Annotated in this window: 14 protein-coding genes; 10 read left to right on the plus strand and 4 right to left on the minus strand. The window is 58.2% G+C overall.

Annotated elements, in window-relative coordinates:
• Positions 1–78: 78 nt before the first annotated feature.
• Positions 79–654 carry a GDP-mannose pyrophosphatase NudK gene (gene nudK, locus QMZ29_RS01850; protein WP_033643990.1) on the minus strand — a complete coding sequence of 192 codons (576 nt, stop codon included), beginning with the start codon at positions 652–654 and terminating at the stop codon, positions 79–81.
• Between the two features lie 369 nt (positions 655–1,023).
• On the opposite strand from nudK, the gene narQ reads away from it, so the two are divergent.
• A complete protein-coding gene (narQ, locus tag QMZ29_RS01855) occupies positions 1,024–2,700 on the plus strand; it encodes a nitrate/nitrite two-component system sensor histidine kinase NarQ (RefSeq protein ID WP_197781266.1) in 1,677 nt (558 codons plus the stop codon).
• Positions 2,701–2,861: 161 nt separating this feature from the next.
• Positions 2,862–3,494: a response regulator gene (locus QMZ29_RS01860; RefSeq protein ID WP_127146646.1), complete on the plus strand. Its 633-nt coding sequence runs from the start codon at positions 2,862–2,864 to the stop codon at positions 3,492–3,494.
• A gap of 32 nt (positions 3,495–3,526) precedes the next feature.
• On the opposite strand, the gene QMZ29_RS01865 is transcribed toward QMZ29_RS01860, so the two are convergent.
• On the minus strand, positions 3,527–3,805 hold the full coding sequence (locus tag QMZ29_RS01865; protein WP_004941750.1) for a winged helix-turn-helix domain-containing protein: 279 nt from the start codon (positions 3,803–3,805) through the stop codon (positions 3,527–3,529).
• Between the two features lie 291 nt (positions 3,806–4,096).
• Between QMZ29_RS01865 and acrD the strand changes: the two genes are divergently transcribed.
• Entirely contained in the window at positions 4,097–7,234 is a 3,138-nt protein-coding gene (gene acrD, locus QMZ29_RS01870; RefSeq protein WP_261426446.1) for a multidrug efflux RND transporter permease AcrD, read from the plus strand.
• 127 nt (positions 7,235–7,361) lie between these two features.
• Here the strand turns inward: acrD and ypfM are convergent, their stop codons facing one another.
• Positions 7,362–7,421: a protein YpfM gene (ypfM, locus tag QMZ29_RS01875; RefSeq protein WP_100396732.1), complete on the minus strand. Its 60-nt coding sequence runs from the start codon at positions 7,419–7,421 to the stop codon at positions 7,362–7,364.
• A 216-nt stretch (positions 7,422–7,637) separates the two neighbouring features.
• Here ypfM and QMZ29_RS01880 point away from each other — a divergent pair, with 216 nt between their 5' ends.
• Positions 7,638–8,117, plus strand: a complete 480-nt coding sequence (locus tag QMZ29_RS01880; protein WP_084827296.1) for a tetratricopeptide repeat protein — start codon at positions 7,638–7,640, stop codon at positions 8,115–8,117.
• A gap of 9 nt (positions 8,118–8,126) precedes the next feature.
• Positions 8,127–8,558 carry a GNAT family N-acetyltransferase gene (locus tag QMZ29_RS01885; RefSeq protein ID WP_060441177.1) on the plus strand — a complete coding sequence of 144 codons (432 nt, stop codon included), beginning with the start codon at positions 8,127–8,129 and terminating at the stop codon, positions 8,556–8,558.
• Positions 8,559–8,565: 7 nt separating this feature from the next.
• On the opposite strand, the gene QMZ29_RS01890 is transcribed toward QMZ29_RS01885, so the two are convergent.
• On the minus strand, positions 8,566–8,991 hold the full coding sequence (locus tag QMZ29_RS01890; RefSeq protein ID WP_261426450.1) for a GNAT family N-acetyltransferase: 426 nt from the start codon (positions 8,989–8,991) through the stop codon (positions 8,566–8,568).
• 531 nt (positions 8,992–9,522) lie between these two features.
• Between QMZ29_RS01890 and QMZ29_RS01895 the strand changes: the two genes are divergently transcribed.
• From QMZ29_RS01895 to QMZ29_RS01915, 5 genes are all read left to right on the plus strand, one after another.
• Positions 9,523–10,074, plus strand: coding sequence for a LuxR C-terminal-related transcriptional regulator (locus QMZ29_RS01895; protein WP_025303821.1), 552 nt, complete (start codon positions 9,523–9,525; stop codon positions 10,072–10,074).
• A gap of 255 nt (positions 10,075–10,329) precedes the next feature.
• Positions 10,330–10,716, plus strand: coding sequence for an ArsC family reductase (locus QMZ29_RS01900; RefSeq protein WP_043140410.1), 387 nt, complete (start codon positions 10,330–10,332; stop codon positions 10,714–10,716).
• Positions 10,713–11,840 (plus strand): succinyl-diaminopimelate desuccinylase, encoded by a 1,128-nt coding sequence (gene dapE / locus QMZ29_RS01905; RefSeq protein ID WP_025303823.1) that lies wholly within the window; start codon positions 10,713–10,715, stop codon positions 11,838–11,840. Before QMZ29_RS01900 ends, dapE begins: the two co-directional genes overlap by 4 nt.
• Positions 11,837–12,511, plus strand: coding sequence for a M15 family metallopeptidase (locus QMZ29_RS01910; RefSeq protein ID WP_147824107.1), 675 nt, complete (start codon positions 11,837–11,839; stop codon positions 12,509–12,511). The genes dapE and QMZ29_RS01910 overlap by 4 nt, the downstream gene beginning before the upstream one ends.
• A 2-nt stretch (positions 12,512–12,513) precedes the next feature.
• Entirely contained in the window at positions 12,514–12,699 is a 186-nt protein-coding gene (locus QMZ29_RS01915) for a YpfN family protein (RefSeq protein ID WP_004941720.1), read from the plus strand.
• The last annotated feature ends 4 nt before the right edge of the window (positions 12,700–12,703 follow it).

Here is a 12,703-nt window from a genome sequence, read left to right on the forward strand (position 1 = left end):
GGCCAAGGCGCAGGCGCTGCTGAAGTAAGCGGCCGGGCGCAAGCCGATAAAAAAGCCGGTCATCATGACCGGCTTTTTTTATTCCATCACCCGATGAATCTGCAAATACTGCAGCAGCATGATGGTCTTGCCGTCTTTAATCCGGCCGTCGGCGATCATCGCCACCGCGTCGCGAAACGGCAGTTCGATCACCTCAATATCTTCATCTTCAATGCCGCCGCCGGCCGCGCGCCGCTCATCATCATGGTATTCGGCGATAAAGAAGTGCACGATTTCGGTCACGCCGCCCGGCGACATGTAGGCTTCGAAGATTTTCTTCACCTCGCTGACCTGAAAACCGGTCTCCTCCACCGCTTCGCGGCGCGCGCATTGCTCCGGAGAGTCGGCGTCCAGCAGGCCGGCGCAGGCCTCGAGCAGCATGCCGCTCTCGTTGCCGTTGACGTAGGTCGGCATGCGGAACTGATTGGTCAGCACCACCGTGCCCTTGGCGCGGTTGTACAGCAAAATGGTAGCGCCGTTGCCACGATCGTAGACCTCGCGCACCTGTTGCACCGAACCGCCGTTTTTGCGTTTCAGATCGAACGTGTACTTGTGCAGCACATACCAGTTGTCCGACAGCAGCTCTTTCTTCACATTCTCAATTTTCGACGACATAACCCTTTTCCCTTGCGTGACAACGTGCAGATCATACCGCGATTAGGCCGCGCCGCGGCAGACGATTTGCAACAAAAATCACATCGCCTCTCCGGGTAAACCAGGATTTAAAATACATCGTGGGCAGACGCAGACTCTGACAGACGAGTCAGGACGAATCGCATCCACAAAGGCAAATCATCAGTGGAAACCGGGCTGCGGCTGAAAATCGGTGGGCATTTCGCTATTCATTTGATTACACAACGACAATTGTTCCCGTTTTGTTGACAACTTGATACAAATCGCGGTGCAATTTAGTTGCAAAAGTTATAGTTTTGCTTTCGAATGAAACTGGCGAAGCGCCTCACCTGAGAGAAAAGGATTCCGTGATTGCTTGTTAAACGTTCCGTGACCGGCAGCCTGGCCAGAGCGCTGTTCGGCATCGTGATCCTGTCGGTGCTCGCCACCGGGTTGGCGTTGACGACCGTCGCGGGCAGCCAGAGCGATGCCGAGGCGATCAACATCGCCGGTTCGCTGCGCATGCAAAGCTACCGCTTGGCCTTTGACCTCGACCGGCAGAACCCGGAGCTGGAGCTGCACCTGCAGCAATACCGGCAATCTTTGCAGGCACCCGCGCTGCAAAAGCTGGCGCGTTTTTACGTCCCGGCCGAGGTACGCAACCACTATCTGGCGTTGCAACGAACATGGCAAACGATGGAGCAGCAGATCCGCGACGGGCAGGCGGCCGCCTACCGGGCAGAGGTTGCCGGCTACGTCAACCGCGTCGATCATTTCGTTTCCGCTCTACAGCGTTATTCAGAGTTGAAACTCACCTTGGTGGCCGCCATCAGCGTACTGGGCTACGCCGCCATCATCGGTCTGGTGCTGTTCTGCATCCGTTTTATGCGCCGCCAGGTGGTCACGCCGCTGCAGCATCTGGTCGACGCCAGCCAGCGCGTGCAACAGCGCGACTTTTGCCACCCGCAGCTGGACGTGGCGCTGCCGAACGAACTCGGCGTGCTGTCGCAAACCTTCAGCGCCATGTCGGACGAGCTGGCCCGGCTCTATCAGTCGCTGGAGCTGAAAGTGCAGGAAAAGACCCAGCGCCTGCAGCAGGCCAACGAAACGCTGGAGGTGCTGTATCGCTGCTCGCAGGCGCTGAGCGTGCGCCAGATCGATCAGCAGGCGTTTGAAAATGTGCTGCGCATCGTGCGCCAAAGTGAACGACTGCGCTGCATCCGGTTGAACGTGGCGGACGACCATGGCCAGTGGCAACTGAACGAAGGAGAGCCGGCGCCGGCGCAAGCCTGGAGCGCGCTGTCGATCACTCAAGGCGATAAACTGCTGGGCGAATTGCGTTGGCAGCCCGAGGCGCAGCCGCCGCATCCTCACCTGATGCAGAGCCTGGCCAATATGTTGGGCCGCGGCGTCTACTTCAACCGCGCGCAAAAGCAGCACCAATATCTGTTGCTGATGGAAGAGCGTGGGACCATCGCCCGCGAGCTGCACGATTCGCTGGCGCAGACGCTGTCGTTCCTGCGCATCCAGCTGACGCTGCTCCGGCGCGCCGCCGACGATCCGGCGGCGCAGACGATTATCGATGATTTCGATCGCACGCTGGCCGATGCCTATCGCCAGCTGAGAGAATTACTGGCCACCTTCCGCCTCAACATTCAGGAGGCGGATCTGAATGCCGCGCTGGAGCAACTGTTGCAGCCATTAAAGGCGCTAACCCCCGCGCGGATTCAGTTACACTGTCGGCTGCCCTCGCAGGCGCTCAACGCCCAACAGCAGGTGCACGCGCTGCAGATCGTGCGCGAAGCGGTACTCAATGCCGTCAAGCACGCCGGAGCGAACGAGATCGCGGTGTGTTGCGAGGTCAATGCCGCAGGCGACAACGTATTCAGCATTACCGACGACGGTTGCGGCATCGCCAGTCTGGAAGAACCGGAAGGGCATTACGGCTTGACCATCATGAGCGAACGCGCGGCGCGACTGGGAGGAACGCTGCGCATCCGGCGCAGAAGCGGCGGCGGCACGGCGGTCTGCCTGACATTCTCGCCCTGACCTTGCGGCTGTTCACTCGGCGTTACGGTTGCCGCCGGGCAGAAGGCTGCCCAGAGAGGTTTGCGGTGCAGAATGCCGCTATTTTTGAAGAGACAGTCCCACTGTGAAGCACGCCTCCGGGCGCGTTTGAGTGGCTTTACTTGCTACAGGGAGCATATTTCATGGTGATGAAGCAATACCGAGTCATGATCGTTGACGATCATCCGTTGATGCGGCGCGGCATCAAACAGCTGCTGGGACTGGATGCGCGATTTGGCGTGGTAGCGGAGGCCGGCAACGGCAGCGAGGCGGTTGCGCTGGCACTGCAGCACGCGCCGGACGTGATCTTGTTGGATCTGAACATGAAGGGCATGTCCGGGCTGGATACGCTGCGGGCCCTGCGCAACGAAGGCGTGGACGCGCGCATCATCGTGCTGACGGTCTCCGACGCGCGCAGCGATCTGTATGCGCTGATCGACGCCGGCGCCGACGGCTATCTGCTGAAAGACAGTGAACCGGAACAGCTGCTGGAACACATCAGCGCCGCCGCCGAAGGGCAGAACGTGATCAGCGACGCCATGGCCGACTATTTGCTGGCGCGCGGCGAGCAACGCGATCCCTTCGCCGCCTTGACCGAACGCGAACTGGACGTCTTGCAAGAGGTGGCGCGCGGCCTGTCCAACAAACAGGTGGCGGCGCAGCTGCATATCTCTGAAGAAACCGTGAAGGTGCACATCCGCAATATACTGCGCAAGCTGGACGTGCGTTCTCGCGTGGCGGCGACGGTGATGTACCTGGAGTACAAAAGCCACTGATCGCCCCGCCCCGGCCAATACGCCGGGGCCGCTTACTCGATGGCGCTGAGCAGCGCCTGATGGTGCTGATGCACCCAGCTCTTGTTGAACGGCCCCCAGCTTTCCAACTGATAGAAACCGTCGTTGTTGCGCACGCCCTGCTGCACGAACTGCAGCTCGACGCCCATGCCGGGCAGCGCCTTCAGCACATCCTGCAACGTGCGGCGCGGCCAACCGGTCAGCGCCATCAACCGCGGCACATTGGGCCGCTCACTGTGGCTGATCAGCCAGCATAAATAAAGCCGACGGGCAAATACCGGGTTAATTCCCATGCCAAGCTCCTGCTGTAAGGTGAGTCCAGTTTTTACTTTCGGTTGCCTGCGGCGAAGACATGCGCAAGGCCTTTGATAGTAATAAAAATGTCTTAATAGCGTACAATTATCGGCGTCGGTGATCCACGGCGTTTTCCGCTACCGTTATTTACACTATCTCCTTTTTTTCTCCACGCTTTCCTCGACTATCCCGAGTAAAGTGCAATAGCGCCGGAATCCTTCCCTGCCGCTGAAATGCATATTTCCGATGCGTTTTAAAGATAGAACAAGTCATAACGAGGTTCGCGCTGCATGGCCAATTTTTTTATTGATCGCCCGATTTTCGCCTGGGTGCTGGCAATTATTCTTTGCCTGACCGGGGCATTGGCGATTTTTTCTTTACCGGTAGAACAATACCCGAATCTGGCGCCGCCGAACGTGCGCATTAGCGCAACTTACCCAGGTGCTTCGGCGCAAACGCTGGAAAACACCGTCACGCAGATCATTGAACAGAATATGACCGGCCTCGACAACATGATGTATATGTCGTCGCAGAGCACCAATACCGGCCAGGCAACCGTCACGCTGACGTTCGAAGCCGGCACCGATCCCAACGAAGCGATGCAGCAGGTGCAAAACCAGCTGCAGGCGGCGATCAAACGTTTGCCGCAGGCGGTGCAGAATCAGGGGGTCACGGTGTCGAAATCCGGCGACACCACGCTGATGATGGTGGCGTTCGTCTCCACCGACAACAGCATGGACAAGCAGGACATCGCCGATTACATCGTCTCCAACCTGCAGGATCCGCTCAGCCGCATCAACGGCGTCGGCAGCATGGACGTGTACGGCTCGCAATACGCCATGCGTATCTGGCTCGATCCCAACAAGCTCAACAGTTACCAGCTCACGACCCAGGACGTGGTCAAGGCCATTCAATCGCAGAACGCCCAGGTGGCGGTCGGCCAGTTGGGCGGCACGCCATCGGTCGATAAACAGGCGTTGAACGCCACCATCAACGCCCAGTCGCAGCTCCAGACGCCAGAACAGTTCCGCCAGATCACCCTGCGGGTCAATCAGGACGGATCGCTGGTGACGCTGGGCAACGTCGCCACCGTCGAACTGGGCGGCGAGAACTACAACTACCTCAGCCGCTACAACGGGATGCAGGCCGCGGGCATGAACATCAAGCTGGCCTCCGGCGCCAACGAACTGCAGACCGACCAGTTGGTGAAGGACAAGATCGCCGAACTGTCGCAGTACTTCCCGCGCGGGCTGGAGGCCAAAGTGGCCTATGAAACCACCCCGTTCGTCAAAGCCTCGATCAAGGACGTGGTGAAAACGCTGCTGGAAGCCATCCTGCTGGTGTTCCTGGTGATGTACCTGTTCCTGCAGAATTTCCGCGCCACGCTGATCCCCACCATCGCCGTGCCGGTGGTGCTAATGGGCACCTTCGCCATCCTGTCCGCCTGCGGCTTCAGCATCAACACCCTCACCATGTTCGCCATGGTGTTGGCGATCGGCCTGCTGGTGGACGACGCCATCGTGGTGGTGGAAAACGTCGAACGCGTGATGAGCGAAGAAGGCCTGCCGCCGCGTGAAGCCACGCGCAAATCCATGGGGCAAATCCAGAGCGCGCTGGTCGGCATCGCCCTGGTGCTGTCGGCGGTGTTCGTGCCGATGGCGTTCTTCGGCGGCACCACTGGCGCCATCTATCGACAGTTCTCCATCACCATCGTCTCCGCCATGGTGCTGTCGGTGCTGGTGGCGATGATCCTGACCCCTGCCCTGTGCGCCACGCTGCTCAAACCGATCGCCAAGGGCCACCACCACGGTAAGCGCGGCTTCTTCGGCTGGTTCAACCGCATGTTCAACCGCAACACCGAACGCTATGAGCGCGGCGTGGGGCGCATCCTGCACGCCAGCGGCCGCTACATGGTGATTTATCTGCTGTTGCTCGGCGGCATGGCGTTGCTGTTCATCAAGCTGCCGACCTCCTTCCTGCCGCAGGAAGACCGTGGCATCTTCACCGTACAGGTGCAGCTGCCGGCAGGCTCGACCCTGCAGCAAACGTCCAAAGTGGTGGAAAAGGTTGAGCGGTACTTCCTCACCGAAGAGAAACAGGATGTGTTGTCGGTGTTCGCCATCATCGGCTCCGGGCCGGGGGGGAACGGCCAAAACGTGGCGCGTCTGTTCATTCGGCTAAAAGACTGGGATCTGCGCACCTCGGGCGCCAACAGCTCGTTCGACATCATCGATCGCGCCACCCTGGCGTTCAACAAGATTAACGAAGCGCGGGTGATCGCCAGCAGCCCGCCGGCTATCACCGGCCTCGGCAACTCTTCCGGCTTCGATATGGAGTTGGAAGACCACGCCGGCCTCGGCCACGCCAAGCTGATGGCAGCGCGCGATCAGCTGCTACAGCTGGCCGGGCAAAACCCGCTGCTGTCGCGCGTGCGCCACAACGGCCTGGACGACAGCCCGCAGTTGCAAATCGATATCGATCAACGCAAGGCTCAGGCACTGGGCGTGTCTATCGACGACATCAACAATACCCTCTCCACCGCCTGGGGCTCGACCTACGTCAACGACTTCGTCGACCGCGGCCGGGTGAAAAAAGTCTACGTGCAGGCCGCAGCGCCGTTCCGCATGCTGCCGGCTGACATTAACAAATGGTATGTACGCAACAGCGCGGGCGGCATGGTGCCGTTCTCGGCCTTCGCCAGCTCGCACTGGGAGTACGGTTCGCCGCGGCTGGAGCGCTATAACGGCAGCTCGGCGCTGGAGATCGTCGGCGAAGCGGCCAACGGCGTCAGCACCGGCACCGCGATGGCGGAAATGGAAAAACTGGTCAGCCAACTGCCGACCGGCTTCGGGCTGGAATGGACGGCGATGTCCTATCAGGAACGGCTGTCCGGCTCGCAGGCGCCGGCGCTGTACGCCATCTCGCTGCTGGTAGTGTTCCTGTGCCTGGCGGCGCTGTACGAGAGCTGGTCGATACCGTTCTCTGTGATGCTGGTGGTGCCACTGGGGGTGATCGGCGCGGTCGCCGCCACCTGGCTGCGCGGTCTGGAGAACGACGTCTATTTCCAGGTTGGCCTGTTGACCATCATTGGGCTGTCGGCGAAAAACGCCATTCTTATCGTCGAGTTCGCTAATGAGCTGAACCATAAAGGCCAGGATCTGATGTCGGCGACGCTCGACGCGTCCCGCATGCGTCTGCGGCCGATCCTGATGACCTCGCTGGCGTTCATCTTCGGCGTGCTGCCGATGGCCACCAGCAGCGGCGCCGGTTCCGGTAGCCAGCATGCGGTCGGCACCGGGGTGATGGGCGGCATGATCTCCGCCACCCTGCTGGCGATTTTCTTCGTGCCGCTGTTCTTCGTGCTGGTGCGGCGCCGTTTCCCGGGTAAAGCGCATCCGGCAGGCAATACGACGGCCGCCGGGGAGTGAGCCGCGGGATATAAAAAAAGCAGCGTCGGGTGAACCGATGCTGCTTTATTTCGAACGATAATCTCGTTCCCAAGGTGTTTCAGTGACGCTCCAATGACTCAACCTTGCCATCTGCTTCAACGCTGTGTCAGTTGCCCAACATCTCATCAATGAAGTCTTTCCAGTTTCCTAATTCACGATCAACCATAATACTTTACAACCTCAATTATTTGACGAAGCGGATTCTACGCCTGTTTTTTGACCATGTGAAGGGAAACGGGAACGATGCCAGGCCCGGAAACCGGGGTTAGCGCACATTTTCGTATTTATCTGATCAATACTCAGTGCAGCTATTCCCTTGTGATATCAATTTCTCCACGATAGCGTGTAAAAGGTATAAAAATACGCCAATGGAGCGCCGATCATGTCCACCTCTTTGTCTCTTTCACAGCTGAAAACGCAGGGCCGCTATCAGGAAGCCACTGCACTGGCGCTACGGCAGCTGGCAGCAGAACCGGAAGCGGCGATGCTGCACTTTCAGCTGGCCTGCCTGTATGACGTTCAGGGCCTGGAACAACAGGCCATTCCCTGCTACCTCGCGGCGCTGGCCCGCGATTTGCCGCCCGCCCAGCGCCGCGAGGCCTGGCTGGGCCTCGGCAGCACCTACCGCGCCCTGGGAGAATACCCGGCTTCGCTACGGGCTTTCGACGATGGCCTGACCGAGTTCCCGCAGGCCAACGAGCTGATGCTGTTTCGCGCTATGGCGCTGTACAACCTGGGCGAAAATAAACGGGCCGTGGCCGATCTGTTGTTGCTGTTGGCGGACACCTCGTCAGACCCCGACATCCGCGGCTATCAGCGCGCCATTCGGCACTATGCCGCCGATCTCAATGTTATTGGTTAGAGGAAAACGATGGAAATTGTCACCGATCTGAACCGCCGCGCCATCGACTGGCAGCGGCTGTGCGAATTGCTGGAGGCAGCCGGACTGGGCAAGCGCGATCCACACACCCTGCGGCGCGTTTACCAACACAGCCAGTTTTGCTATTGGGGGTTTATCGGCGACGAGCTGATCGCCACCGCGCACGCCATCAGCGATCTGACCTCGGTCGCTTACCTGGCCGACGTGGCGATCGATCCGCGCTTTCAGGGACAGGGATTGGGGCGCCGGTTGATGGATCGGGTGATGCAAGACCTGGCGCCGCTCGGCAAGATTTTCATCTATTCCGTCCCGGAAAAGCTGGCCTTTTATAAAAAGTACGGCTTTCACGATTTGACCACCGGCATGGTGTATGCGGACGGCGCCTCCCTGCAGCGCCTGCAACAGGGAGGCTACGTGCGTTAAACGCGCTTCACAGGGTTTTGCTCATAAAGATGCGGCTAGTCCCCGGCGGTAAGCAAGGCACTTCGCCCATGCGTTGCCAGCCATGCCGTTGATAAAAGTCCGGCGCCTGAAAGCTGATGGTGTACAACACGGCGGAAAGGCAACCGCGCCGGCGACCTTCCTGTTCGAAGCGGCGCAACAGTTCGCTGCCCAGCCCCGCGCCGCGCAGCGCTTCCGGCAGATAGAAGAGATCGAGAAACAGCAGCCCTAACGATGAACGCCCGGTAATTCCCCCCAGAACGTCCCCACTGTCGGGATCTTTTACCACCACCGCCAGCGGCAGACGATCACCGTAGCCGATCTGTTGATCATTAAAACGGTCCAACCCCTCCGCAATACAAGACGTTATTTCCGGCGTTACCCGATCGGAAATTTCGATATAACATTCTTTCACGCCAGCTCTCCGTATCAATCATCCACGTTCGCACTCTGCTCACAGCTTAAAACATCGCATTTTCTTTGTTTAGAATTATCTTTGTCTCAATTTCCACGTTAATTTTCGCATGACTTCAGCGCCGACTTTACTGTCGCTCCAAGTAAAGCTTCTCATCGTGATAAAACCAAGAAAAATCTTAGTTTTTAACTCATTAAACGCAATCTCCCGTCATTTAATGATCGTCAAAAACGATCGTTTTGATAATTTTGATAGTCAATATCTATGTTAATTCCTTTCAATTACCGAGGTATTAATAGAAGATGTCTATTCTATTAGCCTTACCTTGCTTAAAAATTCGGTTGAAAAAAAGATTTACTCTTTATAAATCATGCCAGTATATAACCTTCCCTTCAAAGCTCGCGCCCAGATAACGCTCATTCGTTTGCGGTGCAAGATAAGTTCAACATGAAATTATTTAGATTATTTCTTTTTTTATGTTTTAAGATATCAATCCTCACCGGGAAATAGAAAGTAAAGGACTATAATAAAATGGAAATTGATATTTTCAGCGAGTGTGCCTATACCACCGTCGGCATTCGACAACTCATTAACCAAACATGGGCGGAAAAACGCGCGCCGGCCGGCTTTAGCCGTAAAAGGGTCTGCTTTATCGATGTCACTATCGCCAATTTTGAAGCACGTTACCGCGATGAATATGCCAACCCCAATACCTACAAAATAATCATTATCACCGACTGCCTGCATGAGGTGGTGATTGTCGACAATAAGACCATTATATTATCAAACCTTATATCATTGAGCCGCTTCAGCCACCTGATCGGTGACTTATATAAGCGTTACAGTCACTATACCGAACCGCCGCAACTCTCCCAGCGCGAGTCCCTTTTCCTTTCGGAGTGGTCGACGGGAAAATCGCTGGCCGATATCAGCAATACCATGAATATCAGAAATAAAACCGCCAATCATTACAAGTCGCGAATAATGAAAAAGCTCGGCGCCAGCAGGATAAAACCGCTGTTGCATATTACCCGCGTACGGTGTTTGACCGACCGTTTAAACATAAGAATCAATAAAGAGTAGTGACCGCCCCCCAGCTCCGCATTGGCGGCTGAATGCGTTCGCCGGCGTCTTTTAAAAGCACCGCTGGCGAAGGTCGCCGTTTCATCGCTTTGCCAACCTCTCTCTCCCTGGCGCCCAATCGTCTCTCGCGCGCATCGTTGTCTGGATCTCGCCGCCGCTTTACTGGCATTATCTCTGCTATCGCCGGGCGGCGAGAAGGCCTAAGACCGCGCCCGCCGCTCAGTATCGACTCGACGAGACAGGTAGCTTTACGCCATGGCAAATAAACCGCAACAGACAACGCTGACGATGTACGGCATCAAAAACTGCGACACCATCAAAAAAGCCCGCCGCTGGCTGGAAGATCAGGGCATAGCCTATCATTTTCACGACTACCGCGCCGACGGCCTGACCGAACAGCAACTGCGCGGTTTCGTCGCGCAGCTGGGTTGGGAGCCGCTGCTCAATACCCGCGGCACCACCTGGCGCAAGCTGGATGAAGCGCAGCGCAACGCCTGTGATAATGCCGACGCCGCCATCGCGCTGATGTTGGCGCAGCCGGCAATCATTAAACGTCCGCTGCTGGACGACGGCAACGGCCACGCCCTGCTCGGTTTTAACGCCGACGCTTACCAACAATTTATCACCGAGGTTGCCGTATGACTTGCCCGGTTATCGAACTGGCCCAGCAGTTGATCAAACGCCCTTCCCTCAGCCCGAATGACGAAGGCTGCCAGCAGCTGATGATCGATCGCCTGCAGGCGATCGGCTTCACCGTCGAAGCAATGGACTTCGAAGATACCCAAAACTTCTGGGCCTGGCGCGGTGAAGGGCAAACCCTGGCGTTTGCCGGGCACACCGACGTGGTGCCGACCGGTGATGAAAAACGCTGGGACAATCCGCCGTTTGAACCGGCAATCCGTGACGGCATGCTCTATGGCCGCGGCGCGGCGGACATGAAAGGCTCATTGGCCGCGATGGTGGTGGCCGCGGAACGCTTTGTCGCCGCCAACCCGAATCACCGGGGCCGTCTGGCATTCCTGATCACTTCGGATGAAGAAGCCAGCGCCACTCACGGCACGGTTAAAGTGGTCGAAGCGCTGATGGCGCGCAACGAGCGGCTGGATTACTGCCTGGTCGGCGAGCCGTCCAGCACCGAGCGCGTCGGCGACGTGGTGAAAAACGGCCGTCGTGGCTCCATCACCGCCAACCTGCATATCCACGGCGTACAGGGGCACGTTGCCTATCCGCATCTGGCGGACAATCCGGTGCACCGCGCCATGCCGGCACTGAATGAACTGGTGGCGATCGAATGGGATCGCGGCAACGAGTTCTTCCCGCCGACCAGTATGCAGATCGCCAACGTGCAGGCCGGCACCGGCAGCAACAACGTGATCCCGGGCGATCTCTACGTGCAGTTCAACTTCCGTTTCAGCACCGAACTGACCGACGCGATGATCAAGCAGCGCGTGGAAGAGCTGCTGGAACGCCATCAGTTGAATTACAGCATCGAATGGCGGCTGTCCGGTCAACCGTTCCTCACCTCGCGCGGCGCGCTGGTGGATGCGGTGGTCAACGCGGTCGAGCACTATTCTGAATTGACGCCGCAGTTGCTGACCACCGGCGGCACCTCCGACGGCCGCTTCATCGCGCAGATGGGCGCGCAGGTGGTGGAACTGGGGCCGGTCAACGCCACCATCCACAAGGTCAACGAATGTGTCAACGCCGCGGATCTGCAGCTGCTGAGCCGCATGTATCAACGCATCATGGAGCAATTGGTCGCATGATCAACGCAGAGATGCTCACCGGCCGCTCAACCGAACACCTCGCGCCGCTGAGCGGGAACCACCGCCTGCAGCCGCAGGCGGTCAACGCCTTCCTGGCGATGCAGCAGGCGGCGCATGAGGCGGGATTCGATCTCCAGCCCGCCAGCACCTTCCGCGATTTCGACCGCCAGTTGGCGATTTGGAATGGCAAATTCTGCGGCCAGCGGCCAGTATTAGATAAGGACAGCCGCCCGATCGACGTCGCGACGTTATCGGCCGCCGAGCGCTGTGAGGCGATCCTGCGCTGGTCGGCCCTGCCGGGCGCCAGCCGCCATCACTGGGGCAGCGATCTGGACGTGTACGATCCGTCGCTGTTGCCGGAAGGGCAAAAGCTGCAGCTGGAGCCGTGGGAATATGAGGACGGCGGTTACTTTGCGCCGCTCAACCAGTGGCTGACGGCGCATATGGCCGAATTCGGTTTCTACCGCCCCTTTACCGAAGACTGCGGCGGCGTGGCGGTGGAGCCGTGGCATCTGAGCTACCGGCCGCTGGCACAAGAGGCCGAATATTTGCTGACCCCGGCGCTGTTGCTGGCGGCCTGGCATGATAAGGAGGTCGCCGGTGCCGAATGGCTCGAACGCCATCTGCCCTCGATTTTTTCGCGTTTTATACGCAGTGAAGGAAAGGAGTAGCTATGCAATGGTTAGCTGATTACTGGTGGATTATCCTGCTGGTTCTGGTGGGGATGGTCGTCAGCGGCATCAAGGAACTGCGCCGCGTCGACGTTAAAAGCTATTTGGCCAACAAGCCGGAGATACCGCCGCACCGCGACAACAATGCCCAGTGGGATGACGAAGACGACTGGCCGAAAAAGAAATGACATC

The organism is Serratia sp. PF-27 (assembly GCF_030053255.1).
GTDB lineage: Bacteria > Pseudomonadota > Gammaproteobacteria > Enterobacterales > Enterobacteriaceae > Serratia > Serratia bockelmannii.

Bases quoted from the DNA above. Each gene is read 5' to 3' on its own strand.
- nudK (WP_033643990.1), bottom strand. From the start codon at position 654: ATGTCGTCGAAAATTGAGAATGTGAAGAAAGAGCTGCTGTCGGACAAC.
- QMZ29_RS01915 (WP_004941720.1), top strand. From the start codon at position 12,514: ATGCAATGGTTAGCTGATTACTGGTGGATTATCCTGCTGGTTCTGGTG.
- QMZ29_RS01895 (WP_025303821.1), top strand. From the start codon at position 9,523: ATGGAAATTGATATTTTCAGCGAGTGTGCCTATACCACCGTCGGCATT.
- QMZ29_RS01885 (WP_060441177.1), top strand. From the start codon at position 8,127: ATGGAAATTGTCACCGATCTGAACCGCCGCGCCATCGACTGGCAGCGG.
- dapE (WP_025303823.1), top strand. From the start codon at position 10,713: ATGACTTGCCCGGTTATCGAACTGGCCCAGCAGTTGATCAAACGCCCT.
- QMZ29_RS01865 (WP_004941750.1), bottom strand. From the start codon at position 3,805: ATGGGAATTAACCCGGTATTTGCCCGTCGGCTTTATTTATGCTGGCTG.
- QMZ29_RS01900 (WP_043140410.1), top strand. From the start codon at position 10,330: ATGGCAAATAAACCGCAACAGACAACGCTGACGATGTACGGCATCAAA.
- QMZ29_RS01910 (WP_147824107.1), top strand. From the start codon at position 11,837: ATGATCAACGCAGAGATGCTCACCGGCCGCTCAACCGAACACCTCGCG.
- QMZ29_RS01860 (WP_127146646.1), top strand. From the start codon at position 2,862: ATGGTGATGAAGCAATACCGAGTCATGATCGTTGACGATCATCCGTTG.
- acrD (WP_261426446.1), top strand. From the start codon at position 4,097: ATGGCCAATTTTTTTATTGATCGCCCGATTTTCGCCTGGGTGCTGGCA.
- QMZ29_RS01880 (WP_084827296.1), top strand. From the start codon at position 7,638: ATGTCCACCTCTTTGTCTCTTTCACAGCTGAAAACGCAGGGCCGCTAT.